The sequence below is a fragment of the Methanolobus sp. ZRKC5 genome, from assembly GCF_038446525.1.
In the GTDB taxonomy this organism is placed as follows: domain Archaea; phylum Halobacteriota; class Methanosarcinia; order Methanosarcinales; family Methanosarcinaceae; genus Methanolobus.
In genome coordinates this window covers 2,162,238-2,189,117 of sequence record NZ_CP151792.1, presented here as the reverse complement: position 1 = coordinate 2,189,117, position 26,880 = coordinate 2,162,238, and the positions used below count along the sequence as shown (strand labels likewise).

23 protein-coding genes and 1 tRNA gene are annotated in these 26,880 nt (G+C 39.0%); 18 read left to right on the top strand and 6 right to left on the bottom strand.

The genetic code is table 11. The features are described from left to right. Positions 1-83: 83 nt before the first annotated feature. Together WN948_RS10785 and WN948_RS10780 are read left to right on the top strand one after the other, a co-directional pair. Positions 84-956 carry a diadenylate cyclase gene (locus WN948_RS10785; protein WP_342304210.1) on the top strand — a complete coding sequence of 291 codons (873 nt, stop codon included), beginning with the start codon at positions 84-86 and terminating at the stop codon, positions 954-956. A 129-nt stretch (positions 957-1,085) separates the two neighbouring features. Continuing rightward, a complete protein-coding gene (locus WN948_RS10780) occupies positions 1,086-2,540 on the top strand; it encodes an IS66 family transposase (protein ID WP_342306458.1) in 1,455 nt (484 codons plus the stop codon). A gap of 399 nt (positions 2,541-2,939) precedes the next feature. Here WN948_RS10780 and WN948_RS10775 read toward each other — a convergent pair whose 3' ends face one another. The 3 genes from WN948_RS10775 to rqcH form a co-directional block, all read right to left on the bottom strand. Further along, complete coding sequence (locus WN948_RS10775; protein ID WP_342304208.1) at positions 2,940-3,512, bottom strand: acetate uptake transporter; 573 nt, start codon at positions 3,510-3,512, stop codon at positions 2,940-2,942. 510 nt (positions 3,513-4,022) lie between these two features. Then, positions 4,023-5,063, bottom strand: a complete 1,041-nt coding sequence (locus tag WN948_RS10770) for an mRNA surveillance protein pelota (RefSeq protein WP_342304207.1) — start codon at positions 5,061-5,063, stop codon at positions 4,023-4,025. Between the two features lie 70 nt (positions 5,064-5,133). Then, on the bottom strand, positions 5,134-7,128 hold the full coding sequence (gene rqcH / locus WN948_RS10765) for a ribosome rescue protein RqcH (RefSeq protein WP_342304206.1): 1,995 nt from the start codon (positions 7,126-7,128) through the stop codon (positions 5,134-5,136). Positions 7,129-7,226: 98 nt separating this feature from the next. Between rqcH and priS the strand changes: the two genes are divergently transcribed. The 9 genes from priS (at position 7,227) to WN948_RS10720 (ending at position 12,734) form a co-directional block, all read left to right on the top strand. Then, positions 7,227-8,402 (top strand): DNA primase catalytic subunit PriS, encoded by a 1,176-nt coding sequence (gene priS, locus WN948_RS10760; RefSeq protein ID WP_342304205.1) that lies wholly within the window; start codon positions 7,227-7,229, stop codon positions 8,400-8,402. Continuing rightward, positions 8,389-9,087 (top strand): hypothetical protein, encoded by a 699-nt coding sequence (locus WN948_RS10755; RefSeq protein ID WP_342304204.1) that lies wholly within the window; start codon positions 8,389-8,391, stop codon positions 9,085-9,087. The genes priS and WN948_RS10755 overlap by 14 nt, the downstream gene beginning before the upstream one ends. A gap of 29 nt (positions 9,088-9,116) precedes the next feature. After that, entirely contained in the window at positions 9,117-9,395 is a 279-nt protein-coding gene (locus tag WN948_RS10750) for a 50S ribosomal protein L44e (RefSeq protein WP_342304202.1), read from the top strand. A gap of 6 nt (positions 9,396-9,401) precedes the next feature. After that, positions 9,402-9,578, top strand: a complete 177-nt coding sequence (locus WN948_RS10745; protein WP_342304201.1) for a 30S ribosomal protein S27e — start codon at positions 9,402-9,404, stop codon at positions 9,576-9,578. Positions 9,579-9,594: 16 nt separating this feature from the next. Beyond that, positions 9,595-10,392, top strand: coding sequence for a translation initiation factor IF-2 subunit alpha (locus WN948_RS10740; RefSeq protein ID WP_342304200.1), 798 nt, complete (start codon positions 9,595-9,597; stop codon positions 10,390-10,392). A 7-nt stretch (positions 10,393-10,399) separates the two neighbouring features. Further along, on the top strand, positions 10,400-10,579 hold the full coding sequence (locus WN948_RS10735; protein ID WP_342304199.1) for an RNA-protein complex protein Nop10: 180 nt from the start codon (positions 10,400-10,402) through the stop codon (positions 10,577-10,579). Next, entirely contained in the window at positions 10,561-11,337 is a 777-nt protein-coding gene (locus WN948_RS10730; protein WP_342304198.1) for a proteasome assembly chaperone family protein, read from the top strand. Before WN948_RS10735 ends, WN948_RS10730 begins: the two co-directional genes overlap by 19 nt. Positions 11,338-11,343: 6 nt before the next feature. Beyond that, positions 11,344-12,564, top strand: a complete 1,221-nt coding sequence (locus tag WN948_RS10725; RefSeq protein WP_342304197.1) for a TIGR00375 family protein — start codon at positions 11,344-11,346, stop codon at positions 12,562-12,564. Between the two features lie 56 nt (positions 12,565-12,620). Next, positions 12,621-12,734, top strand: a tRNA-Ser gene (locus tag WN948_RS10720). Between the two features lie 448 nt (positions 12,735-13,182). Here the strand turns inward: WN948_RS10720 and WN948_RS10715 are convergent. Further along, complete coding sequence (locus WN948_RS10715; protein WP_342304196.1) at positions 13,183-13,926, bottom strand: winged helix-turn-helix domain-containing protein; 744 nt, start codon at positions 13,924-13,926, stop codon at positions 13,183-13,185. A gap of 458 nt (positions 13,927-14,384) precedes the next feature. Here WN948_RS10715 and WN948_RS10710 point away from each other — a divergent pair, with 458 nt between their 5' ends. From WN948_RS10710 to WN948_RS10680, 7 genes are all read left to right on the top strand, one after another. Further along, positions 14,385-17,639, top strand: a complete 3,255-nt coding sequence (locus tag WN948_RS10710; protein WP_342304195.1) for a methyl-accepting chemotaxis protein — start codon at positions 14,385-14,387, stop codon at positions 17,637-17,639. Between the two features lie 17 nt (positions 17,640-17,656). Next, complete coding sequence (locus WN948_RS10705; protein ID WP_342304194.1) at positions 17,657-18,169, top strand: chemotaxis protein CheW; 513 nt, start codon at positions 17,657-17,659, stop codon at positions 18,167-18,169. 237 nt (positions 18,170-18,406) lie between these two features. Continuing rightward, positions 18,407-20,494, top strand: coding sequence for an ATP-binding protein (locus tag WN948_RS10700; RefSeq protein ID WP_342304193.1), 2,088 nt, complete (start codon positions 18,407-18,409; stop codon positions 20,492-20,494). Between the two features lie 218 nt (positions 20,495-20,712). Beyond that, positions 20,713-21,312, top strand: a complete 600-nt coding sequence (locus tag WN948_RS10695; protein WP_342304192.1) for a CheR family methyltransferase — start codon at positions 20,713-20,715, stop codon at positions 21,310-21,312. 9 nt (positions 21,313-21,321) lie between these two features. Further along, positions 21,322-21,654, top strand: coding sequence for a hypothetical protein (locus WN948_RS10690; protein ID WP_342304191.1), 333 nt, complete (start codon positions 21,322-21,324; stop codon positions 21,652-21,654). Positions 21,655-21,795: 141 nt separating this feature from the next. Beyond that, positions 21,796-22,950: an ISH3 family transposase gene (locus WN948_RS10685; RefSeq protein ID WP_342304190.1), complete on the top strand. Its 1,155-nt coding sequence runs from the start codon at positions 21,796-21,798 to the stop codon at positions 22,948-22,950. Between the two features lie 360 nt (positions 22,951-23,310). Next, positions 23,311-23,877, top strand: coding sequence for a tyrosine-type recombinase/integrase (locus tag WN948_RS10680; RefSeq protein ID WP_342304189.1), 567 nt, complete (start codon positions 23,311-23,313; stop codon positions 23,875-23,877). 681 nt (positions 23,878-24,558) lie between these two features. On the opposite strand, the gene WN948_RS10675 is transcribed toward WN948_RS10680, so the two are convergent. Next, positions 24,559-26,319, bottom strand: coding sequence for an ATP-binding protein (locus tag WN948_RS10675; protein ID WP_342304188.1), 1,761 nt, complete (start codon positions 26,317-26,319; stop codon positions 24,559-24,561). Further along, entirely contained in the window at positions 26,298-26,489 is a 192-nt protein-coding gene (locus WN948_RS10670; protein ID WP_342304187.1) for a PAS domain-containing protein, read from the bottom strand. The genes WN948_RS10675 and WN948_RS10670 overlap by 22 nt, the downstream gene beginning before the upstream one ends. Positions 26,490-26,880 lie beyond the last annotated feature (391 nt).

Sequence of the window (26,880 nt, the reverse complement as noted above, 5' to 3'; positions counted from 1 at the left end):
AAACAGGTTCTATTTATAAAGTAAGAATATATAATATATTACGATTTAGTAGTTATATCTTTGATATAAACAGAGGGAATAATTTGGACAGTACAGAAGTAGTTGTCAACGCTGCTATAAGGCTCGCAGAAGAACTGAAGTCTACTGCTATTATAATATCCGGAGATATTAATTTAGAAAAACCAGAGACATCCATACCTGTTTATTTCGCAAGCCGCAAACAAAAAACACTAATAGACCACCTTGTGGCAAGCAGTAAAACAAAAGAAGACCGATCAAAGGTAATTTTGGATAAGATCAACCAGCAGGCTTCCGGAAAAACAGAACATGTGGAAAACATTTCAGCTATTGAGTTCATGATGGAAGAAATTGAAGAAGGTACTGTGATAGGAATAGTAGACAATAAGGATTCATATGCCATCGTAGTCCATAATCTTGCTGACAATCATATAGTTAAAATTTTCAGAGAATGTGAAGAAAGGATATCATCTGAATTATTGCGTGCAGTATTAAAAGTGGCTTTTGACATATCCAACACCGGACGAGAAGGAAAACAGGTGGGCACAGCGTTTATAGTAGGCGATGTTGAAGAAGTTATGATGCGTTCACATCAAATGATCCTGAATCCATACACAGGGCAGAGTGAAGAAGATAGAGATGTTCTGGATAAGATGAACTGGGAATCCATTAAAGAATTCGCCCAACTTGACGGTGTTTTTGTTATATCGGAAGACGGAAAGGTGGAGGCTGCAGGCAGATACCTGGATGTGGATGCAAGAGATATATCCGTTGAAAAAGGTCTTGGTGGACGCCACGTATCAGCTGCAGCAATTACAAGAGATACAGTATCTATCGCCATAACAGTATCAGAATCAGGCGGTGTGATCCACATATATATGGATGGGAAAGAGTTGTTGCATATAGAATCTGCAGAAAGAGCTATTCACATTCAATGATCTAAAAAACATGGTAACTATTCAGCCTGACTGTTTTAATGATGCAAAAAACAATATACTATGGCTTCATTCTATGTGTTAAAAAATATTCAGTAAAATATCATAAAAAACGTCTATCAATCTGAGGGGATTTGTATAGACCGCGAAGAAATACTTGCAGTTTATGAAGCTGGTCCAGAAGCAGTAGTAGAACTTGTAACTCGATTACTTGGGATAATTGAACATCAATCTCTCCAAATTGCACAACTTGAAGAGCGTGTCAGGCATTTGGAAGAAATGCTTGAAAAGAATAGTCGCAACAGTAGCAAACCACCTTCTACTGATTCTTATGCACGGAATAAACCAACCCTTAAAAGTCAAAGAAAAAAGACCAATAAGCATGTAGGTGGTCAAAACGGTCATCCTGGTACTACATTAAGAATAAATGATGATCCGGATGAAGTTATTGTTCATCCTGTTAATCAATGCGTCAATTGTGGGAGATCGTTAGCTTCTGTTCCCTCTGACTATGAAAGAAGACAGGTCTTTGACATTCCTCCTATAACTATCAATTGCATTGAACATCGTTGCGAGATTAAAACATGTCCCAAATGTTCTCATGTAAACAAAGCTCTTTTTCCAGATGGTGTAACTCAGCCGACTCAATACGGTCATCGAGTTAAGTCATTTGCAGTTTATTTGCACACTTACCAATTACTTCCTTATCAGCGTGTTACCAAGTTGTTCTCTGATATTTTGGGATGCAAGATAAGTCCTGCTACTTTGGTGAACACGGAACGTAGTTGTTTTGAGAAGCTTGGAGCTTTTGAAAATACAGTGAAACATCTCCTGAAAGAATCTCCTGTCATCAATCTGGATGAAACAGGAATGAGAATAAATGCAGTTCGTAATTGGCTTCATGTGGCAGGTACAGACAAACTGACCTATTATTTTGCACATCGTAAAAGGGGCTCAGAAGCAATGGATGCTATGGGCATATTACCAGGTTACACTGGTGTTGCAACACATGATTTTTGGAAACCGTACAACAAATATGAATGTCAACATTCATTATGTAATGCACATTTATTACGAGAGTTAACTGGAGCTTCCGAAAACAGTGATCAACAGTGGCCAAAGATAATGAGTGATCTCTTGATATGCATTAAACATCATGTTGATAATGATCTTTTAGATACTGAGCTAATTCAAAGGTTCAGTGAGGATTATGATCACATAACTTGTTTAGGAGTGAATGAAAATCCTCCTGATCCGGAATCAAATGTGCGGTCTAAAAAACGAGGACGTAAGAAGCAGACCACGGTAAAGAATTTGCTGGATAGGTTTATTGGCCATAAAGAGGATATCTTGCGATTTATGTACGACCAAAACGTTCCGTTTGATAACAATCAGGCTGAAAGAGATATCAGAATGACGAAAGTACAGCAGAAGATATCAGGTACTTTCCGCAGTGAACAGGGTGCAAAAAATTTCTGCCGTATAAGAGGATACGTGTCTACTGTTAATAAGAATTCTGAATCTGTTATCGATGCAATTAGTGCAATATTTTATGGCAATTCATTTGTTCCAAAGTTGCAGAATTGATCGTGGATGAAGAAATCAGCTTGGTGGAAGTGAGCTAGGCTGAATAGTTACAAAACATGTAAATAAAAAAGAAGTGATCGGCCAGAATGCCGATCCAATGAATTTTGTCTTTACTTTTATCTTTGTCCCTATTCTAAACTTAAAATACATGGAATATTATCAACTTGCTAACTGCTTCATCCATGACCTGGACTATTCCAGGATAGTGGTGAAAGACATAACAAAGTAATATGGATGCCATGTAGCCTTAAATGCCTTTTTTCAAACACAAAATACGAAAATAGAATAATATGACATACCGACTGTGGCTTTTTGAGTTGAGCAATTAAATAAGGATAAATAAAAAAGTAGACCGGCAGAATATACCGATCATTTACTTGATCTTACAATACCAACTACTTAAATTGGCATTTTCATTCCAACTGCATTCATGACCAGTGCAGTGGCAAGGTAAAGTGATGCAAGACCTGTGATTAGGGTTATTAATCCTGCGATTCCCAGAGGCAGTATTCCGAAGAACACGAGTGCAAGGCTGAAGAATGTGAGGTCAAGCACTACGAAGACTACGGTTATCATCTTTACACCGATCTTAAATGTAGCAACTGTAAGCAAAGTTGCTATGATACCCCATACGAGTGTGAAGAATCCCATCGATGTGGCACTTGCTGCTGCCATTGGTGCATTGAAGAGTCCGGCTGGAGCAAGGTTTATGTATGCAAAACCGAGCCACCAGAAACCAAATATTGTGAATGCTGTTGCACCAAACGTGTCACCTTTCTTAAATAACTGTATACCTGCTAATACTTCTGCCAAGCCACCAAGCATTATTGCCATTGCGATGACCATAAGTGCATCTGGTATCATTCCCATGTTTAAAAGTCCTGCGAATGTAGCTGCAAATCCCAGACCGTAAAAACCTACTGCTGCCGGGCTTCCTGCAGTTGTATCTTTAATTGTTACTTCTCCTTCCATAGTTTATCACTTCCCTAATATAATTAAGATATAAGTACTAAACAATATTAACATCGTTATAATTGTTTATTGCTGGCCTTAAAATAAAATGCCAGAAAAGTTATTTCCATCAAGTTTAATGAATATCGTAACTGCTTGCTACCTCCATCAAGTGTTACCATTTTCACCTCCAGATAAGGACTTTAAAATAGAAGTATATAGCATTTTTGATTATTACAAAAAAGGATAATATCAATCACGGTTTTATTATCAATTTAATGCTTTTTAAAAGCTTTAAAAATATTATAGAGACACAATAAGCACTATTTACGGTTAAAACACTAAAAAAAACCTAGTAGATGTTAATAAATTATGACAATGTGAATATATATACACAGTTGGTAGGTGTTGTGTGTGCTGTGTACAATATACACACACGCATTCCGAAAAGCTTATAAGTAGGAGAGGATTATATTTTTGCCTTCATTCAGCATAAATAAGGCACCAGACTCAACTAATTTTAAAACTCGATCAGATCTTAAAACGCAGAAGTGCAGCAATGCCGCCAAGTGCAAGTAGCTTTTGACCGGGCTCAAAGATTGTACTGAAGACAACAATTTTTCCCTGGTTGTTCTCAACGTTCCTTAAAAATGAGTCGATGCCGCCTTTTTCACGCTCTATCCTTAACATTTCATCCGCAACAAGAAGGGTTGCAATCGACCCATAATCCAGAGCCATCTTCACTTCTTCCAACCCATAGGCGACTTTACCATCAGTCGATATTTCCTTGAGCAACTCATCCATCAGACGAGATTCACGGGCTATACGCGACTCCTCCATTATCCTGTCAACTGCCCCACGCCTCAAAACTTCCTGAAAACCGGACATGCCTATTGAAGAGATATCTTCGGTAATGACTCTTGAGGCCAGTTCCGGCTCTTTTGCCAGTATGTATTTCATGAAATCCTCTTTTGTAAATCCAGGCCCTGCAACAACAATTGCCTCAGACTCCGATGCTGCGTGAATAAGCTGCCCAGTAATTTCCTGGAAAAAGACTTCCCTCAAAGTACCTTCACCCTTTCCTGATGACTGATTGATATGAGAATAGGTCTCTATACCATAATGCCGCACAAGACCAATATCCGCATCACCTTCTTCAATAGCCACTATTACAACCTTGGGACGTTTTGAACTTGCCTCTGCTTCATCAATGCGTTCAAGCTGGTCCTTTTTCCATGTTTTTGTAATAGAAATGTCAAGACCTTCTTCTACATTAAAAGTATGATAATGGCCTGCATCCATTCCATGCTCAATGAGACCGTGTACTCTCAGCCTGTTGGAGAACTTATGAAACTCAAGCTCTTCAACCCTGACACCAAGCCTCACTGTCTTTTTTTCCACTTTTTCCGGCCGAAGCTTATCAGCAACCCCATCAGCTTTCCTTTTGGTCAGAGCAAAAATGAGATCCCCTTTCTCTACAATATACTTCAGGTGCCACAAGTCATCCAATGTTTCAGGAACCAGTGTGATCTCACCTTCTCTGCCTCTTAAAAATCTTTTTTTGACCCTCATTATAATGCCCTCCGACCAGTACCATTCATCAATGCAATATTTCACAATAAGACCAGGAAACTAAAACTCTTCAGCGACCCTTGATATCAGATTCTCCGGGAGGAAGCATCTTTGCGATCTTATCAGGAGAAGCTATTTGCTTTACAAAATTGGTTTCTTTCAATTTATCAACGTATATTTTGTATATCTTTTTCGCTACATCATTCTGATTGAACTTACCCTGAACAACTTCAACGATATGTTCTCCATGCTTACTAACAGCGGACAACGGGCCGCCTATAACCCTGGTATTGCCTTTAAGCTGAAGTGCTACAGCGGCACCCACCTGTATGTCCCGGAAATAATTCCGCTCACCGCGAATAACGAACGAACCTTTCTTAAGATACTCACCGGATTCCGGTGTTTTTGACACCTGTTCAGGTTTTACCCAGTAGCAATCACCACTGAACTGACCGGATTTCCATACACTCGAATATGACACCACAAACTGTGCAGTTTCATTCAAAGTTTGCTCCGGCACATCTTCACCTTGTGTCTTGATAACTGTAATAGGAGCACCCGGAACCTGTGTATGGAACACGAGGTCCCTCTTTTCCATGTACTTCTTTACAATCTCCTCATTACTATCTGCATCCCTGCCGGCAATCACAAGGAAACCATCCGAGGACATGAACCACCTGAAACGCTCATACCAGTATTTCTTTGTGTTGACCTTCCGTCTATTGGATACTTTCTTTTCTCTTTTTTGCATTGCGAGTTTTGTATCCTCTATTGCTTTTAAGGCTCCCTCTCTTTTCCTGGTGAGCTTCTTGGCCCTATCATAGTAGACCTGGGCATTCTGCGGAACGGTCAGTTTAAGATCGATCGTGGCATTTATACCATCAAGATCAAGGACGATGTTTCCAGCTGCAGAGTCGATATTCGAGATCCATTTTGAAGCCGGCACCGTATCCTTTGCTTTTTTGAGTATGGACTTGATATCAGCCCATGAATAACCATTTGCACGAGCTTGCTTCAGAATACCTACAACCTCTTCTATTTCGACATAATAAGCATAGACCTTTTCTGCTATCTGGGTCTGCTTATCAGAATCCTTGCCGAATTTCTTGATAGCATCCTGTTGTTTCTGGAGTCTGCGTGCATAAATATCAACTTTTTCCTTTTTTACCGCAGTTACCTGCTCCTGCACGGATTCTGCAGACATTTTCCCAAAGAACGCATCAAGTGCAGCATTAAATGTGGGGAAAAACTCTTTTTCATAATCCCTGTAAATATCCAGTTCAAAAGGAAGAACATCAAATGCCTGCAATTCTCCTTTAACTTCTTTTTTGACCAGGCACGGATTCAAAGTTCCGGACAAAAGAGGAGAGAACATATCCTTTAATGCAGAAATGATAGCCTTAATGCCATCCGAACCTATATCCTTTGCAACTTCAGCCTTGTTGATACCGGACCTTGCACATACCTCTTCAGCAAGAACACCACCCAGATTAAATCTTGTGGCAATGGTCCTTACAACATCTGCATCAGATTGGGAGAATGCTGTTTCAAGATCCTCAACTCCGGCATCCACAGGGCTTATCTGAGCTTCTGGATACTGGTACACCTCACCGCTGCGTATCCTCCTTCCCTTGAAGGTCACAGGTTTCATTGGCAAAATGATCTTTCTTTCTGAATCCAGAAGAACGATGTTCCCGGGAGAAAATAGTTCAACAACAAGTATGGTATCCACACCACCACGTACAACACCAATCTCCATTATCCTGTCAAAATCATACTGTTTGACAAACGTGATACGTCCGGCCATTATGTGCTTCCTGAGCATCATAGGGAATGACTGGGGAAGCTTTGGACTGGGGCGCAGGTGCTGGCTCATATGGATACGCTTTCCTGCCTCTATTACAAGATTGTCCCTGCCTTTATTGTAAATAAAAAGGTTAATCCTTATCTCATCAGCCGCCGGCTGGTATATTTTGGCTATTTTTGCATCTACAATAGATGTCTCACCAGAGCTAAGCTCAAGTGCAAGAGTAGCCACATCAGCACTTGTCATTTCCTTCTTCATGCGGGAACTATTACGTAGATGGTGACTATAAGGTTTATGACGCATTAAATAGATTTAATAGCAAACCATGATTCTCAGCGAGGAGACACAGGCATTAGATGAATGAGAGTACAAGACGATTTTTAGTATCTGCATTCCAGAATTACTATTCCCAGGCAGAAATAAGACTGCCACCTGAGTTTACATCCCGTGAATGGGGATTTATCGAGTTTACCAGCGGTCAGGATACTTTCATGAAAAGACACCGTGCCTTTGGATCAGAGGGTGAGCTGCATGATTACCTCAGAGGCATAGGTCCTGCACATGCATACTATTCCGTGGCATACTACGAATATCCTGGTGCCCCAAAGATGAAAGAGAAGAACTGGCAAAAAGCAGATCTTATATTCGATATTGACTCAGACCACCTGCCCGGGGACATAAACTCATATGCTGACATGCTTGAAAAAGGAAAGAGAGAAACATTGAAACTCCTTGAGTTCCTCATGGGAGATTTTGGATTCAGCGAAAATGAAGTACATGCAGTGTTTTCCGGAGGAAGAGGATACCACTTCCACATCAGCGAAGAATCTGTGCTTTCACTGGGAAGTCCAGAAAGAAGAGAAATTGTTGATTATGTCAGCTCCAAGGGCCTCAACCTGGAAAGGATATTCTCCAAAAGAGAGATTACAGGGGATGCCGGGACTGAATCTGCTAAAATGGCAGTGCTTCCTTCAGAAGAAGAAGGAGGATGGGGAGGAAGGATCAACCGATACCTTATATCATATCTTTCATCCCTGGCCAAAGATGAGAATGCTATTAAGATACTGACAGGATTCAAAGGCATTGGGAAAAAGACCGCAGAGAATCTTGTAGAGATATTCCAGGATGAATCGCGAGTGATGTCACTTCGAAAAGGCAAGATGGATGCACTTGGAGGAATCAAGAAAGAAATTCTGGAAACGATTGTGAAGCAGGGGGTTTTCCAGATGGCCGCATGTGTTGATGAGCCAGTCACCGCAGACATTAAGCGTCTTATACGCCTTCCAGGTTCACTGCACGGAAAATCCGGGATGAAGGTCACAGCTCTTAAGATAGAGGAACTTGAAGAATTCGAGCCATTAAATGATGCTGTTGTATTCAGCGACAAGTCGGTAAAAATAAAAGTGATTAAACCGTTTGCTGTGCAAATGAAAGGAAAGGACCTCATGGTTGAGGAAGGCATACAGGAAGTACCTGAATATGCCGCAGTATATCTTATGTGTAGAGGTGTTGCGGAACATGGATCACACTGAACTCAAAAACGTGCTCAGGGAAGAAAGCAGTTCAGCACTTAAGTCACTGCACCCGAGCTTTTTCCCGGACGTGGAAAAGTACGTGAAGGAACTTGAAGAAGAAATACACAATGTAAACAATACACGTTCCGTTGAGTCAAAGATGCTTGACACTGAATTACAGAGTGCGATCACAGATATAGAAGTTATATTTATCCGCCGCATCAGGAAAATAATAACCAGTGCCACAACAAATGCATTTTCCAGCAAATCCCCGTCCCAGGATATGAGCAAGTTGCTTCCTGAAGAGAGAAAAGTATACGATGCTGTGCTTACAGCCATCAATACATCACGTAAGGAACTGATCGAACCAATACTCGACCCTCAGGCAATCAAAAGCAGAGTGAAGACAAGCTCAGAAAGAGATAATATCAATTCACAGGAAATGGAAGAGGTGCAAACTGACCTGCATGATGATGGCCAGCTGGTCGCTACAATTCCAAAGAATGACCGAAGCAATAAAGAGGGAATAGGCAAAAGTAATATAAATAAGGAATTCGTTGTTGTGCGAATACTGGAGGACCTGCCTACTTTCAAGGCTATGGATAATCGCAATTACACATTACATGCCGAAGACGTTATCGTGTTACCTGCCCTGAATGTAAAAGGGCTGATAAAACGTAATGTGGCACAAATTATCATATAAAAAATATCTAACTTATCAAGGTGAAGATAATGAAGATTCCAAAGAGATTCAGAACACATTGCCCTTCCTGCAAAAAGCACACAGAGCATGTCGCAGAAAGAGTAAAGAAGGGAAAAGCATCATCATTGACGCACATCGAGAGACAGAAGAAACGCCAGACTGGAATTGGAAACAGTGGTAAATTCTCAAAGGTGCCTGGTGGAGACAAACCAACAAAGAGAGTATGGCTCAGATACAGATGCTCAGAATGCAATAAAGCACATCAGAGGCCATGTTTCAGAGCAAAGAAATTCGATTTTTCGGAGTGATTTAGAATGAACCAACCAAAGAGCAGATTCTTACGCGTAAAATGCAATGATTGTGAGAACGAGCAGGTAATATTCGGCAGTGCAAGCCGCAAGGTAACATGCCTTGTATGCGGAAGAACACTGGCTGAGCCTACCGGCGGAAAGTCAACGATCACAACACACATACTCGAAGTACTCGAGTAAAAAAAAGTGATTTATAATGGATGAGAACATTTGGCCCGAAAGCGGGGATTTTGTAGTTTGCGCAGTAACAAACGTTACGGATTTTGGTGCATACACTTCCCTTGAAGAATTCGGTGGAAAGGAAGGATTTATCCACATATCGGAGATCAAGGCCGGATGGGTCAAATATGTAAGAGACTACGTACGTGAAGGACAGAAAATAGTATGTAAAGTACTTAATGTAGATTCTTCACGCCGTCACATAGACCTATCCCTAAAGGATGTCAACGAGCATCAGAAGCGTGCAAAGATACAGGACTGGAAGAACGAGCAGAAGGCATTCAAATGGCTTCAGTTCGTTGCAGAAGAGACTGGTACCAGTGAAGATGAGATGGATACATTAAAGCTCAAATTACTGGAAAGCTTTGGCAGCCTTTACTCCGTATTTGAAGAAGTAGCCATCAATGCAGAGGATGCTTTTAACGAAGTAAAGATGGAGAAGAAGCTTGTTACAAGCATTGTCACTGTCGCTCAGAATAACATCAAATTGCCTTTTGTAGACATTGCAGGATTTGTAGACCTCAATTGCTATCTCCCTGATGGAATCGAAATCATTAAGCAAGCACTAGATGCTGGAAATGAGAACGATGAAGAAGAAGTCAGAGTTGAGATCAGTTATACAGGTGCTCCAAGATATCGCATAAAAGTGATAGCTCCTGACTATAAGAAAGCAGAAGCAGTATTGAAGAAGTCTGCAACAGCAGCCATCAGCACTATTGAAAAGCTTGGTGGAAAAGGCGAATTCCACAGACACAATAATACTGTAAAGGCGTGAGATACCTTTGGGACAAAAAATCTTCAGATGTCAGAAATGTGGCAGATATACCCTTGAAACTATTTGCCCTACATGTGGTTTGAAAGCTGTTAGGCCACAACCTGCAAGATTTTCCCCAAAAGATCCTTATGGCAAATATCGTAGATTAGCGAGAAAAGAGGGAGATCTATGCAGGAAATTGAAGTAATTCGTATCAAAGAAGACGTTCAGCTAAATAATCCGGTATTTATCGTAGGACTTCCCGGAGTCGGCCATGTTGGTAAACTTGTTGCGGAGCACCTGGTAGAAGAACTCAACGCAGAAAAGATACTGGAAATCTATTCCCAGCATTTTCCACCTCAGGTTCTTGTTGATGAGAACAGTGAGACCCACTTGGTCAATAATGAGATGTATGTATGCAAAACAGAAAAGCATGACATTCTTGCACTTATAGGGGATCACCAGAGTTCTTCCACAGAAGGACATTACAAGCTCTGTACACTTTACCTTGACATTGCCCGTGAGTTCGGAGTACAGAGAATATACACACTTGGAGGATTCCCCACCGGACAACTGACCTATTCTGAGGAGGTACTCGGTGCAGTAAACAACCCGGAAATGATCGAAGAACTCAAGGAGTACGGAGTGAATTTCAAGGAAAACGAGCCGGGTGGAGGAATTGTTGGTGCTTCCGGACTTTTGCTTGGCATGAGCAAATTAGAAAAGATAGATGCAGCATGCCTTATGGGGCTCACTTCCGGTTATCTTGTTGATCCGAAAAGTGCACAGTCACTACTAAAGGTCATCTGCAAGATATTCGAGCTCAACATTGACGTGGGACCTCTTGAAGAGCGTGCCAAGGAAATGGAAAAGATCGTTGCAAGGCTTAAGGAAGTAGAACAGCAACAGAAAGGAATGCCGGAAATGAGTACTGTCAATGATGAGGACCTCAGATATATTGGCTAAAATAAAATGTTAATTAATGCTGACCTTCACCTTCATTCCAAATATTCGATGGCTTGTTCGAATAAAATGGAACTGCCAGTAATGGCGGAAGAAGCGGCGAAAAAAGGTGTAGACTTGGTTGCAACCGGGGACTGCACACATCCCGAATGGTTAAAAGAAATCAAAAAAGCAGCAATTGATGATGAGACTATAACCATCGGAAAAACTAATTTTATAATCACTACTGAAGTGGAAGACAACAGTCGTGTACACCATTTACTAATTTTACCATCTATATCAAAAGCTGAAGAGCTTGCCGAGCGATTAAGCAAACACTGCAACCTTATGGCTGACGGAAGACCCACGGTCAGGCTAAATGGACACGATATTGCCGAGATAGCAAAGGACATAAATGCAATGATAGGTCCCTGCCATGCATTCACACCATGGACCGCATTGTATGCTTACCACGATTCACTCGAAAGCTGCTATGGCGATATGACAGACTACATTTCATTTCTTGAACTTGGCTTGAGTGCAGACAGCGACTATGCGGACAAAATAGAAGAGCTTCACAGGCTGACTTTCCTTTCAAACTCAGATGCACACTCCCCCTGGTCCAACAAACTTGCACGGGAATTCAACCAGATCAATGTCCCTGAAGTTTCCTTTGAAGGACTGCAAAAAGCGATAATGAGAGAAGATGGATATGGAGTGACTTATAATGCAGGATTCTACCCCCAGGAAGGAAAGTACAATGAATCCGCATGCATCAAATGCTTTACACATTACAGCTTTGAAGAATGTCTGGCAAGCAACTGGAAATGCACCAAATGCAATGGTCTGGTCAAAAAAGGTGTTAAAGACAGGGTAAATGAGCTTGCGAATTTCGATGAACCAAAGCATCCACCACACAGACCACCTTATGTACACCTGATGCCCCTTTCGGAGATAATAATGACAGCCATTGGACATGCAAGCATAAACACCAAAGGAGTGCAGACTGCCTGGAACGGACTGATGGAAAGATATGATAATGAATTGAATGTTCTCCTGAAAGCAGAGGTCAGCGAAATGGATTTTCTGGATAAACGTGTGGCAAATGCAATACTTGCCTTCAGAGAAAAGAAACTGATAATCCACCCCGGTGGCGGTGGCCAGTACGGCCATATAGAAATTCCACAGAACATAAAGGAGGAAGAGCCTGCCACCCAAAAGAAGAATCAGAGTTCCCTCTTTGACTTCTAAACATTACCTCGTTACCTTTTTAAGAGATTAAGACCTTCAAGCTCAAAGTGCCATGTGCCGAGGTGGCAGAGCGGACTAATCCGTCAGCAATAGCTGCGGAGTCCATACGCGACCGGCTCGAGACCGGTTTCTCCGGGAGGAGTGCTTGGGTTCAAATCCCAACCTCGGCGTAAAAAATACAGTTCTACGCCTAATACTTTCACTAAGCATACCTTTGAAATATATGCGAAAATGAGGAAGTATTGAGTATGGGACTATATAATTATAAAAAGGATATTGCAGCTGCTGAAAAGAGAATAATTGAAGCAACTTACTCACAGAAAAACAAGGATACTATTTTTTCATTCGTGAACGTATTATACGCTGAAGGCCTGTCTGATGCAAGAATTCTCGTAACTATTCAGCCTACCACAATTAGCCTATTGATACTGATTTAATCAAAACGGAGATGTTTGCTCACTAACAACCTAAGAATCAAAAAAGCAATCAATGGCAACAATCAAAATTAATGATCCTAATAAAATGTAGGTCTCAACTTTTTGTCAAGATTGCTATTGATAGTGTTTTTATCAGGCTGAATAGTTACGACTTTTATTGCCGCCTGAATATTGAGGATTTCTACAAAGTCAAAATGGATTCCAGATCATATATTTGCAGATAATGATTAAACAGATCTTCACCCCATTTTAATGATCTTGGGCTATAACTGCAAATCGGTTTAAGATCATAAACTCCACCCTCATCTGGCAGGCTTAGTGACATAAAGGCATCAGTATTAATAAATAAAAACGGTTTACTGTTTTCTTTGACTAAAAAAAGACGTGAATTCTTTCCGTCGATCAAGGCATCAAATTCCTCTTTATAATTCTTTTTATAGAAATCAAAAACCTGCTCGCCAACTATTAAAGTGATTTCCCTCCCATTTTGTGCATGTTTTGCGAAAATAGATGGATAAGTAGGGTGAACAAACATCAGTACCGAATTTATAACTTTTGATTTATTTAGACAATCTATGCATTCCTCACATGGCTCAAAAGGACTTATTGGATTTGATTGAAGTATACTACATTCACAAATTTCGCCAATGTTATAAAGTAACTCTTCCGGAATTAAGCTTAAATCATGTTTCATCCAGTATTGTGTATCAGTATCAAATAGAGAGCATATATCGCACAAATATTTTAACTTTGCAACAACTAATGTACCTATCTTTGATAAAACGTAATGTTTGTCGGCTTGCTGATCTATAAGCCCGGCTTTTTTCATTATTTTAATTTGCGGTAAAATTGAAGTTGAAGTTACAGCCATAACTCTCTTTATTTCATCAATATCTTTTTCCCCTTCATTAAGAAGTAAAAGCAAATCTCTTCTTCTTTTCGAAAAGCATACTACCTCATACAAAATTAAATGCAATTAACCACTCCTATCTTCTAGTACTACACTATTGTTTTGAAATCTGGATTTTTTAGGTTTTGTAGAAATCCTCTGAATTATGGGGCAAACAATAATACATAATTAATAAAAATGTACTGATTATTACTGACATAATTTGTCAACTTGAATCAACAAATGCTAATTTCAATAGGTTTTCTACAGAGCCACCTTTTTTATGTCATTCTTATAGAATAAATTACTTTTTGTTTGTATTTTCACTTCATATTATCTTTTAACTTCGTTTTATATTGTAACATGTTTTTTTATTTTTGCAGTCAAACAAAAATTAATATCTACTTCAAAAAAATAATTAGATATGTATATATATTTGTGGCTATGTATTGTTTATTTGATTATACATTGCTAAATAATAAAGAAGTGATAAAATGAATGGTTTGTTTAGTTGTAATAACAAATTGAAAGAAGAGATAATTAACGTAGCTAATGCTGTTAAAAATGGAAGTATTAGCTCCAGAGTAAGTAGCAAGTTCACAGGAACAAATAAAGAAGTTGTAACTGCTATAAATGCGATGTTGGATCATATTTTTGCAGATACAGAAAATGAGTTAAAAGGTTCTGTGATAAACACAGAATTACTCAACCTAACACAAAAGATAATAGATGGCAAACTTGATAGCCGTGTAAATCCTGAAAATTTCACAGGTGATGATCAAGAACTTGTTCAGAAAATCAATGAACTACTTGATGCTGTCGTTACCCCGCTCAATGTAACTGTACAATTCGTTGATGATGTAGCACATGGAAGGAATTTAGAAAAAATAACTGATGACTATAACGGGGAATTTAGTAAAGTAAAAATAAATATTAATCAATGTATTGATGTTGTGCATGATTTATTAGATGAAACTGCCAAACTAACTTCTGCAGCCATAAATGGGAAACTTGATAGTCGCAGTGATACATCTAAATTTGAAGGAGGTTGGAGTCAGATAACCGGCGGCATCAACAATACACTTGATGCAGTTATAGGACCTTTAAATGTCGCTGCCGAATACATTGATCGCATCTCCAAAGGTGATGTTCCTGAAAAGATAAATGATGAATACAAGGGTGATTTCAACGAGATCAAGAACAACCTGAATCAATGTATTGATGCAGTAAATTCGCTTGTTGATGATTCTTTATCACTCGCCCAAGCTGGTATAGATGGGAAACTTGACACAAGAGCAGATGCCAATAAGCATGCTGGTGATTTCAGAAGGATAGTTGAAGGCGTTAATGGTTGTCTTGATGCAGTTATAGGACCTTTAAATGTCGCTGCCGAATACATTGATCGCATCTCCAAAGGTGATGTTCCTGAAAAGATAAATGATGAATACAAGGGTGATTTCAACGAAATCAAGAACAACCTGAATCAATGTATTGATGCAGTAAATTCGCTTGTTGATGATTCTTTATCACTCGCCCAAGCTGGTATAGATGGGAAACTTGACACAAGAGCAGATGCCAATAAGCATGCTGGTGATTTCAGAAGGATAGTTGAAGGCGTTAATGGTTGTCTTGATGCAGTTATAGGACCTTTAAATGTCGCTGCCGAATACATTGATCGCATCTCCAAAGGTGATGTTCCTGAAAAGATAAATGATGAATACAAGGGTGATTTCAACGAAATCAAGAACAACCTGAATCAATGTATTGATGCAGTAAATTCGCTTGTTGATGATTCTTTATCACTCGCCCAAGCTGGTATAGATGGGAAACTTGACACAAGAGCAGATGCCAATAAGCATGCTGGTGATTTCAGAAGGATAGTTGAAGGCGTTAATGGTTGTCTTGATGCAGTTATAGGACCTTTAAATGTCGCTGCCGAATACATTGATCGCATCTCCAAAGGTGATGTTCCTGAAAAGATAAATGATGAATACAAGGGTGATTTCAACGAAATCAAGAACAACCTGAATCAATGTATTGATGCAGTAAATTCGCTTGTTGATGATTCTTTATCACTCGCCCAAGCTGGTATAGATGGGAAACTTGACACAAGAGCAGATGCCAATAAGCATGCTGGTGATTTCAGAAGGATAGTTGAAGGCGTTAATGGTTGTCTTGATGCAGTTATAGGACCTTTAAATGTCGCTGCCGAATACATTGATCGCATCTCCAAAGGTGATGTTCCTGAAAAGATAAATGATGAATACAAGGGTGATTTCAACGAAATCAAGAACAACCTGAATCAATGTATTGATGCAGTAAATTCGCTTGTTGATGATTCTTTATCACTCGCCCAAGCTGGTATAGATGGGAAACTTGACACAAGAGCAGATGCCAATAAGCATGCTGGTGATTTCAGAAGGATAGTTGAAGGCATTAATGGTTGTCTTGATGCTATTGTAACACCTATTGAAGAAGCATCAAGAATAATTGAAGCTTATGCTTCAGGACATCTTGATACCAGAGTTAACTTTGAAACACGTGGTGATTTTAAGAAACTTTCAAATGTTCTTGATAATTTTGGTCAAGAACTACAGGCAATGATTGCCGATTCAAATGCAGTACTTTCCTCCCTCTCTAACAACGACTTAACTCGTCATGTGGAGATTGAAGGTGTTGGTGAGTTCAAAGAGCTTACTGATGGTATAGAGAACTGTCGCTATTCTTTGAATGAAATCGTTTCAATTGTTCGCAATGATGCAGATAATATTGCTGCGACTGCAGAGGAGATGTCAGTTTCATCTGAAGAAATAACATCATCGGCTGACCAGATAACTACTACTATAAATGAGATCGCTAAAGGTGCCCAGATGCAATCTTCCAAGACGGAAGAGGTTTCAAAAGCAATGATTGATATGACACTGTCGGTCCAGGAAGTTGCAACCAATTCACAAAAAACTGCAGAAAACGCAATCAATTCCAATGATGTTGTTCGAGACTTGAGTGATGTTACTCAGGATCTTACGCTTAAAATGGATAATATAAAAAATGCAGCTGGTGATTCTGCTCAACATATTAATGACTTGGCTGAAAAATCTAGTCAGATTGGTGAAATTGTGAATCTGATTACAAACATTGCAGACCAGACCAACCTTCTTGCACTGAATGCAGCAATTGAAGCTGCCCGTGCAGGTGAACACGGACGTGGATTTGCAGTCGTTGCAGATGAGGTGAGAAAGCTTGCAGAGGATTCTGGCAATGCTGCTAAACAGATTGCTGGACTCATACATACAATGCAGGCAGGCACGAATAACGCAGTTACCTCCATGGATCAAGCTACAGGAGATGTTGCAATTGGTGCTAAATCCTTGGAAGAAGCAGTCGATTCAATCAATAAAGTTGTAGAAGCTAATAGTGAGGTTGTGAAAATGGTCCAGGATATTGCTGCGGCAGCTGAAGAGCAGTCAGCTTCCATTGAAGAGGTTACTTCATCTGTCGAAGAAGTATCTTCAATCTCCGAGCAATCGGCAGCAGGAACTCAGGAGGCTTCAGCAACAGTGGAAGAACAGACCGCAGCAATGCAGGAGCTTGCAACGTCTTCGCAAGAATTATCGCGTGTTGCAGCCGATATGCAATCTGTAGTTGTTAAATTCAAACTTGATCAAGAAGGAGGAAATGACATAAAAAGAAAGCAGGGTAATGAAAACGAGGATGTTTATTTCGGTGATTTGAATAAATTACTTGTATAATTGAATGAGGTTTCTAAATGTCAGAATCAACAATAAATGGCGGCAGCTCTACAGGAGAGCTGCTTCAACTTGTTATTTGTCAACTTTCAAAAGAAGAATATGGTATACCTATATCAAATGTCAAGGAAATTATTCGAATACCAAATATTATCAAAATCCCTCGGGCACCTGATTATGTAGAAGGTATCATAAATCTCCGAAGTAATGTACTTCCGGTAATTAATCTTGCAACCAGATTCAATCTTTCACATGAAGAAATCAATAATCAATCTCGTGTAGTAGTTGTAGAAATTGGAGATATCGTCACCGGGATAGTAGTAGATGCTGTGACTGAAGTGTTGAGGATTTCTACTGCGAACATCGAACCTGCACCGGAAATAATCACATCAATGATTAGTGAAAAATACATAGATGGTGTTGGCAAACTCGATGAAAGATTGTTAATATTGCTTGACATTAATAAAGTATTCACTGAAGAACAAAAAGTACAAATTAGTCATTTAGAAAATGCGGGATCAGTTCCTGCATAATCTTATTTTTTGTGACGATGTCGAAGACTTATCAAAATCAACATGTGTAGATTGAAACTGAGATTAGATTTCAATGTTGAATAACGCATCCCATAGTATATTTCATTGAATTAGTATCCGATATTGAAGATTTCTACAGAGCCTTTTTTTTAGTATTTAAACTTGGTATGACATCGAAATTGTTCAAAAAATCATTTGCTATTTACATATTTACTTATTCAAAATGAGTTGATAAATATGCTACAAAGAAATTACCCGATTTGTGGTGAAGTTGGGAATCATGTTGCATTGGGGAGTATTAGTCACAATACCACCGATCATCAGTGTGCTAAAATAAGAAGGGAAGAGTATGAGCTAACGACAATACAATGTATGCGTATTTTACTTGAGTCCACGAACATAGATGCAATTTTCCCCGAGCTTCTGGAGATAATGCATCATGCTATGGGGAATAGCAGGTCGTATATTTTTCAAAACGAAGAAGACAATAGATTGGGTATTTGCATGTCACAGATATGTGAAGTCGTTACTGAAGGAATCATGCCGCAAATAGATAACCCTGTTCTGAAACATCTACCTTATAGTCACGGATTGACAACACTTCTTCCTACTTTACAGTCAAGACAGCATTATGCACATGCTACATCGGAGCTCGATGATCAAGATAGAATGATTTTGGCAGAGCAGAGTATTCTTTCGACCATGATCCTGCCAATTTTCTGTGGGTCATCTCTTTGGGGTTTTATAGGGTTTGATGATTGTGTAGAAGTTCGGCAATGGTTTAAGAAGGATATCGATCTTCTCAGGGTTGTAGCTGATGCTATTGGTGAAACAATTCTTCGCCAGCAGATGGTAAAGATGCTGAAAGAGAAAGATGATCGATTTAAAGCATTCAATATTGCATTTTCGAACGGAATTGTTATTCACGACAAGGGAATTATTGTGGACTGCAATCAAGCTCTTTCCAAAATATCGGGGTATACGATTGAAGAATTAATCGGAATGGATGTAATGTTGCTGATAGCAGAAGAGTACCGTAATATAGTAATACAAAACATACGCTCCGGTTATGAAAAATCTTATAAAGTAAATGGACTTCACAAAAATGGCACAGAACATCCACTCATAGTAGGAGCAAAACAGATGACATACATGGGAAATAAAGTAAGGGTTGCAGAATTCAGAGACATTTCCACGCAGGATAGTTTAGAGAAAGCGCTTCGCGAAGCACGCGCTGATTTCAAGCAGATATTCAATGCTACTGCGCCATTGTGCATGTGTGACAAAGATTACAACATACTTATGGTTAACGACATATTTTGTGATTACATCCACATGGAAATGGAAAATTTGATAGGCAAGAAGTGCTACGACATATGTAAGGGGCCTTTCTGCCGTACACCCAACTGCCCTATGGCTCTGGTTATCAAAGGCAAGCCGCAGTACAAATATGAATATACGATAGATAAAAAATTGGATGATGGATTAGAAATCTCCTGCATAGTGAATTCCGTTCCTTACACGAGTCACTCCGGTGAAATTATTGGACTTATATGGAATTTGACCAACATCACCGAGCGCAGGGAGGCTGAAATGGCTATTGTTCAAGCCAAAATCTTTGTTGATGAAGCAATTCGCACTAAATCAGAGTTCTTAGCAAATATGAGCCATGAACTGCATACTCCTCTTACAGCCGTAATCGGTTTTTCAGATTTATTGAGCATGGAGATGTCCGACGGATTGAGCGAAAAGCAGCTTGAATTTGTCAACTACATCAACAAAAGTGGCAACCAGCTTTGCAAACTGATTGATGATCTTTTGGATATATCACAAGTTGAAGCCGGCAAAATGGAACTTGACTGTGAAGAATTGCTCATTCTGGAAATATTTGATGAAATCCAAACATTGATGTTTCCACGGGCAATCGAGAAAAACATTAATCTTAATATAAAGATACATGATGGGGTAATATTTGCTGATAGGTCAAAGTTCAAACAAATCATGTGTAAATTACTCAGCAATGCCATAAAGTTTACTCCCGATAATGGCAATGTCTCAGTTGTTACCGAACAGATTGGTAATGTTTTTCAAGTATCAGTTTCAGATACAGGAATTGGAATTCCTAAAAATAAACAAGAAGAGATATTTACTCTTTTTAAACAGCTTGATGCATCGAATAAAAGAAAATACAGGGGTATAGGTGTGGGAATCACACTTGCAAATGAATTTGTGAAAATGCACGGTGGAAAGATTAAGGTGGAAAGTGAAGAAGGAAAAGGAAGTACTTTTACATTTAGTATTCCGAATCAAAAATGTGATGAATGAGTGAATTATAAAAAACGGTATATAATAATGGGGATCATGATACATGTGTTGATTATTGAAGACAGTCTAAACAAGCACACACGTATAATCTTAACAAAAGCTTCCAAGAAAGGAGTGTTATTTTATTCTATAACGACAGGTTTTTGCTCGATTGATGTCGATTTAATTAGGTTTTCTACAGAGCCGATATATTATGTTTATTTATAGGAGATGAAATCATGGCTTTTACTTACTTTTTCAGGGATATGCAAACACTAGAAATGGTAAAAGATTATGTAATTCCAGAACTCAGGAGCAGAAGATACATACATATATGGGATGCAGGCTGTGCCATGGGTCCGGAGCCCTATTCCCTGGCAATCATATTGAGAGAGAATATGGGTATAATCTTCAGAAATGTCAGGATACACGCCACAGATATAGATAATAGTAATCTTTTTGGAGATATAATTAAAAAAGGAATATATCCCAGGGAAATGGTGCAGAGAATACCCGAACCTTTATTCAACAAATATTTTTCACCGTCAGATGAACCAGATCATTTCATAATTTCAGAAGAGATCAGAAAAAGTGTGGAATTCACCAAAAATGACCTTCTGGACCTGAAACCTATAAGAACTAGCCTCAATCTTATTTTGTGTAAGAATGTTCTTTTGCATTTCAACGAAAAGGAGAGGATGGACGTTCTTAAGATGTTCTACGATTCTTTAGATGAGGGTTATTTAGCAACTGAACAAACTCAGAAGATACCAACTGAGCTTCAGGACTATTTCGAACCAGTTGTTGCTAACGCACAATTGTATCGCAAAGTTCAGTGAAGCCAGTAATTGAAAGGATGTTTAATGATGCCTGATGACCTTTCATTTAATTTGCTTCCACCTGTTAGAGGCTCTAAACACAGTTGGTTGAACATCGATCGCAAAGGGATTAGAGTGGGAAAGGTCCGGGGTAGTGTCAATAATGATGTTCTGACTATTCACTCAATAACAATATTTCCGGAGTTTGAAGGTAATCACTATGGAAGAAAAACGATAGAGGTATTCAAAAATAATTTTAACATCATCATTGCTGACAGAGTAAGACCAAAGGCCATTGGTTTCTGGGAAAAATTAGGGTTTGTGAATTGTGGTGATGGCTCTTACATATTTTCTGGAAAATGACTTTTTAGTACAATACTTTAATCCCGGTAGGTAGTATCTTTTGTATAGTGATTGAAGCCAAATTCAGTAGTTCGCTAATTTTTACTACTAAACCTCACCAATGCTCTGCGATAGTTTTATATGCGGCGAAAACGCCGCCCTATGTCATTTCTACCATCCAATTCAAGGACCAATTCTGGAGTTGAATTAAGACCAAAACAATGTATTGAAACTGTTCTAAAACCTCTTGCTGATCATATCAACATCAAGATCAATGGTTCACTTGACCGTAAAGACCTGTTTTACACTGCCATATGCATGGCAGTGGATAATAGTTCAGTTCATTCCGCATCAAAACACTACCAAGAGATTCCTTGTGAAACATCTTTAAGACATCATCTTAAAAAAATAAATCTTGAAGAGCTTATCCGGGTAAATGAAAGTATCCTACTTCAAGGTCCAATAAGTAATCTGAGACCTGAGAAAAAGTATGAATTCGCTATTGATTTTACCAATGATCCTTATTACGGAACAATAGACTCGTCCAATGAAAACTATGTGATACGCAGTCAGGCCAAAAAGTCAACAAACTCTTTTTATTCGTATGTTTCCCTGTCTATCATAAACAAGAACGAAAGATACACTATCGCTATCCTTCCTGTTGAAAAGAACAAAACAAAAGTCGATTATCTCACCTATTTCACAGATATAATCAGGTATCTAAACTTCAACATCAAAGTCCTTTGTTTAGATAGAGAGTTCTATTCAGTTGATGTGTTTGAATTCTTACAGAACAACGAAATTCCTCATATCACACCTGTAGTACGAAAGGGAAAAGAGATCAAGCAATTACTGATCGGGAGAAAGGCGAGATATGCTGAATATGTTATGAAGAATGCTCAGAAGAAAAAAGTTCGGTTAGATATTGTTATTGACGTCAAGTATCTGAAAGGTAAAAGAGGCAAAAATAGATGTGAGGACCTTGGTTTTGTAGTTTATGGTATTAAGTGGGATCCCAGAAAGGTTAGCACAGTCTACAGAAGACGGTTTGCTATCGAATCATCGTACAGGATGCGAAATATCGTAAAACCAAAAACGTCAACAAGAAACGTTACTTTCAGGTACTTCTTTGCGTTAATATCGTTCCTGCTCAGAAATGCATGGCTCTGCCTTCAGAAAAAGCATTTCACTATAGTAAAACCAGGTCCAATAACTATTGATGAGGACAAATTTAGGTTTGATAGGTTTATCCTGTTTGTTGAGGAATGGCTTAGAAGAAAGTTGAAGATTCAGTTAGTTGTGCAGTGTTTGAGGTAGAATGATTGCGATAAAAGCAATAGGGAGGGAAAACTAGCGAACTACTGAAATTGTCGAAGAAGAAAGAGCGCAGTTTTAAACATCGCCTTTTGTCTATTACTGTGGAAATTAGGCAACTTTCGGTGTGACTCTACAGGAAAATTATCACAATATGGATAACAATCTTTATCATAATAATTTGCTTTAGCCCAATCAATCACGGCACCATTTCCTTTATTATGGGAATTAAAAACTTCAGACAATCATCTTTTACCTTGCTATTTTATCCTATAACGACAAGATTTTACTGCAGGATCCAGAGATATCTCCCCGGTTAGAACCATAAAAATTAATAGAATCTTGTTGTTTTAATAAAACAGCATGATAAAAACAGAACCTATCCTGGTCAATGGTGTAAGAGTCCTAGGACCTTATGAGATAGATCAACTAAGGGATAATATCCCTCAGATGTATCTTAAAACTATCTTTGATGTCTGCTTCTGGTCTGGAATGAGATACGTGGAAGTCCAGAGGTTGCACAATCATCCTGAGTGGTGGTGGAAAATCCGCAAGACAATCCATCTTCCAGAGGAAGCCCAGAAGAAGGCCAAACGAAAACAGCTTGAAAGGTATGTGCATCCCATCCCTGGCCAGCTGGAGAATGTCCTGGACTATTTCTTCAAGAATAAAAAACCTCCTTCAAGATCTGCCTGGAATGAGAACCTTTTGAGATGGGCTGATAAATCCGGACTGAACTCGTTAGGGTTGAGTAGCAAAACCACCAGGAAAAGTATAGAGTCCTGGATGATCACTGCAGAGATTCCAATTAACGTAATCTGTCTACGTCAGGGACATGATAGTTTGACATCTATGCTTCATTACCAGGGCTTACCTTTCACGAATGGTGAGAAGGTGGAAATAAAGAGACGGTTAGCAGGGTGGAATTAAGCTTCCGATGTAACTATTCAGCCTGGCACGATTTGCCTATTGGTACTGATTTCATCGAAATAGAGATGTCTGCTCACTAACAATCTAACAATCAAAAAAGCAATCAATAGCAACAATCAAAATAAATGATCCTAATGAAATTTACGTTTCAACTTTTTGTCAAGATTGTTATTGATAGCGTTTTTATCAGGCTGAATAGTTACCTTCCGATTAGTCAAACTAATAGGAAATATTTTTCCGCACCTCTTACAGATAACACAAAAACCGAGATAGTATAAAAGGAAAATAGCACTTTTGCAGTATGTCCTTGGAAATCGCAAAAGTGTTACTAATTGCATAACTTAACAGTTCAGGACTTCCATGGCTCTATAAAATCCCTTTTCCACATCTTACACATCTATAATATGCATCATCATTATTAGGTTGCTTAATCCATTTATGGCCTAAGATTTTGCACCACACGACACTCATTTCCTTTACTTGGCAGTTTAGGTTAAAGACACGATTCCCTTAAAAAAGTATACAACCATCTGCAAATTATGACTTGGCAAAGCATGGCACTAAATAATCCAGATTACATAATTAAAGTTGTAATGGCAGCGAGTAGTGGATTTCTTTTTATCGCAATCATAATACTATTGATATATAAATGGCTCAAAAACTAACGTATATCAGGAGCTACTATGCATCACACTTCCTCTTTATGGGAATACTGAAAGTGAAGATACTTCCTTTGCCCGGTTCACTTTCAACCCATATATGCCCGCCATGTGATTCCACAAGATCCTTAACAAGTGCAAGACCAAGGCCCGTGCCCTCATATTTGCGGGAGTTTGAAGAGTCCAGTTGCTGGAATGGCTTGAAAAGTTTAGGCTGGTCCTCCTGAGTAATTCCGATGCCAGTGTCAGCTACCGAAATATTGAGCAGGTCTCCTTCCCTTTTCGCAATAATTGATACATCGTTTCTTTCATCGGAAAATTTAATAGCATTGATTACCAGATTAGAAACGATCTGCTTAAAACGAACATGATCAGCTTCGACCGATATTCCAATCGGGTTGATGTCGCAATTTAAATTTATCTGTTTTTTATCCGCCATAGGGGATACAATATTAATTACCGATCCAATAATGTCTGAAACAAATACCTTCTCATAAATGAGTTCCATTTTTCCAGATTCAACCTTTGATATGTCAAGAATATCATTAATGATCTCAAGTAGGTGTTTGCCAGAATTGGATATATGATTGAGATAGCGAACCTCTTTATCATTCATCACTCCGGCAATTCCGGATAGAAGTACACTTGAAAAACCTATAATCGAATTTAAAGGTGTTCTCAGTTCATGACTCATGTTAGCTAAAAATGCATCTTTCACCTTTGCTGTCCTCTTTAGCTCCACATTTGCGTTCCATAGTTCGCGAGCATTTTCAGCAAGCTGGACCTCTTTCATATCATTCTCAATGGAATTAGATAACAAATGGGAAACAGTGCCCATGATAGCTATATCCTCCCGACTCCAGGAACCGACATTTATGATATTGTCCAGACCAATGAAACCGCTTGTTCTTTTGCCAATTAAAAGAGGAAGTACCAATAAAGAACTGATATTCTGCATTTCAAGGATCTCTTTTTCTGCAGATGCTTCAAGAGGCATATCATCGACATTGGTGATATGTATCATTTCCCCGCTGGAAAGTTGTTGCATCCACCATGGAAAGGTATGCATTGGCAATTCCTGAAGATCGACCTTATGGGGAACTACACCATCGGCACACCATTCATGGGTGTTTGACATGTGCTTGCCATTTTCATCGTATAAAAAAATGTATGCTCGACTTGCACCACATAAATTGCCGATGCAGGAAAGAGAGATATTTATTGCCTTTTCAATATCTGATGAGGTTAAAAGCGTAGATGAGACCAAAGCAAGTGCCTTTTGGATCTCAAGACTACGATTTATCTTTTCTTCATCCCTTTTTCTCTGGGTAATATCTCTTATTATACTGATGGTAGCAGACTTGCCCGCATGTTCAATATATGAAGCATTTATATCAACAGGTACTTCATCACCATGTTTACTTATCAAAACCAGTTTATAACTGGAAGGACACGTTGTATTTTTTTCCAGACGTTTGTTGTGTCTGCTGCGCACAAGCTCCATATGGGAAGGAGCGACCAGATCAAGGTAGAACATTCCAATCACCTCGTCAGCCTTATATCCAATCATTCCTGCAAACTGAGGATTCACAATTATAACGGTCCCATCCTGAATAACCACTACACCATCATTGATGTTCTCGAGCATTGAATGATACCTTTGCTCAGAGTCACTCAATAATTTCTCCATTTTTTTCCTATCAGATATGTCCGGAATGATACCTTGATAATGAGTTATTTCGCCATCGGTATTTCGCTTCACTATCGATATATTGTTATCCATGTGATATCACCGTTATCAGATATTATCCTATATTCTTGGTTAAAATTGTCCAGTCCTTTTTCGGAATTAAGTTCAACCTCTTGTGAAACACGCTCCAGGTCACCAGGATGTATAATATCTGCATATCTCACATTCCCTGTGAGAAAATCATCCGCAGAATATCCAAACATAGAGACATTATCCAAAACAAATTCGATAGGCTACCCCTCTTCAGCTCTCCACAAAAAAAGAACAGAAGGACTATGCGATATTACCTCTTCAAATAGGCCTATATGTGAATTGATATTATTATCCATACAACTACTCCGACAGGAAATGTGTTGGGCTTAAAACCTTGTTTAGTAATGTGTGGAAAATGCACATGCTATATATATATGCGTAATAGTATATAAATAAACTACTCGGAAATGAATCATGTATTTGGAGGCCATCTGCTGAGATCATAATTTTCTTCTTTCTGATTTGGTGGTCTTATGAAGTTAAATTTAACGAAGTATTGAACTTGGAAATATGAGCAAAACAAGCCTCACTCAAAAATGCAAATAGTAGCATACTAAGTCG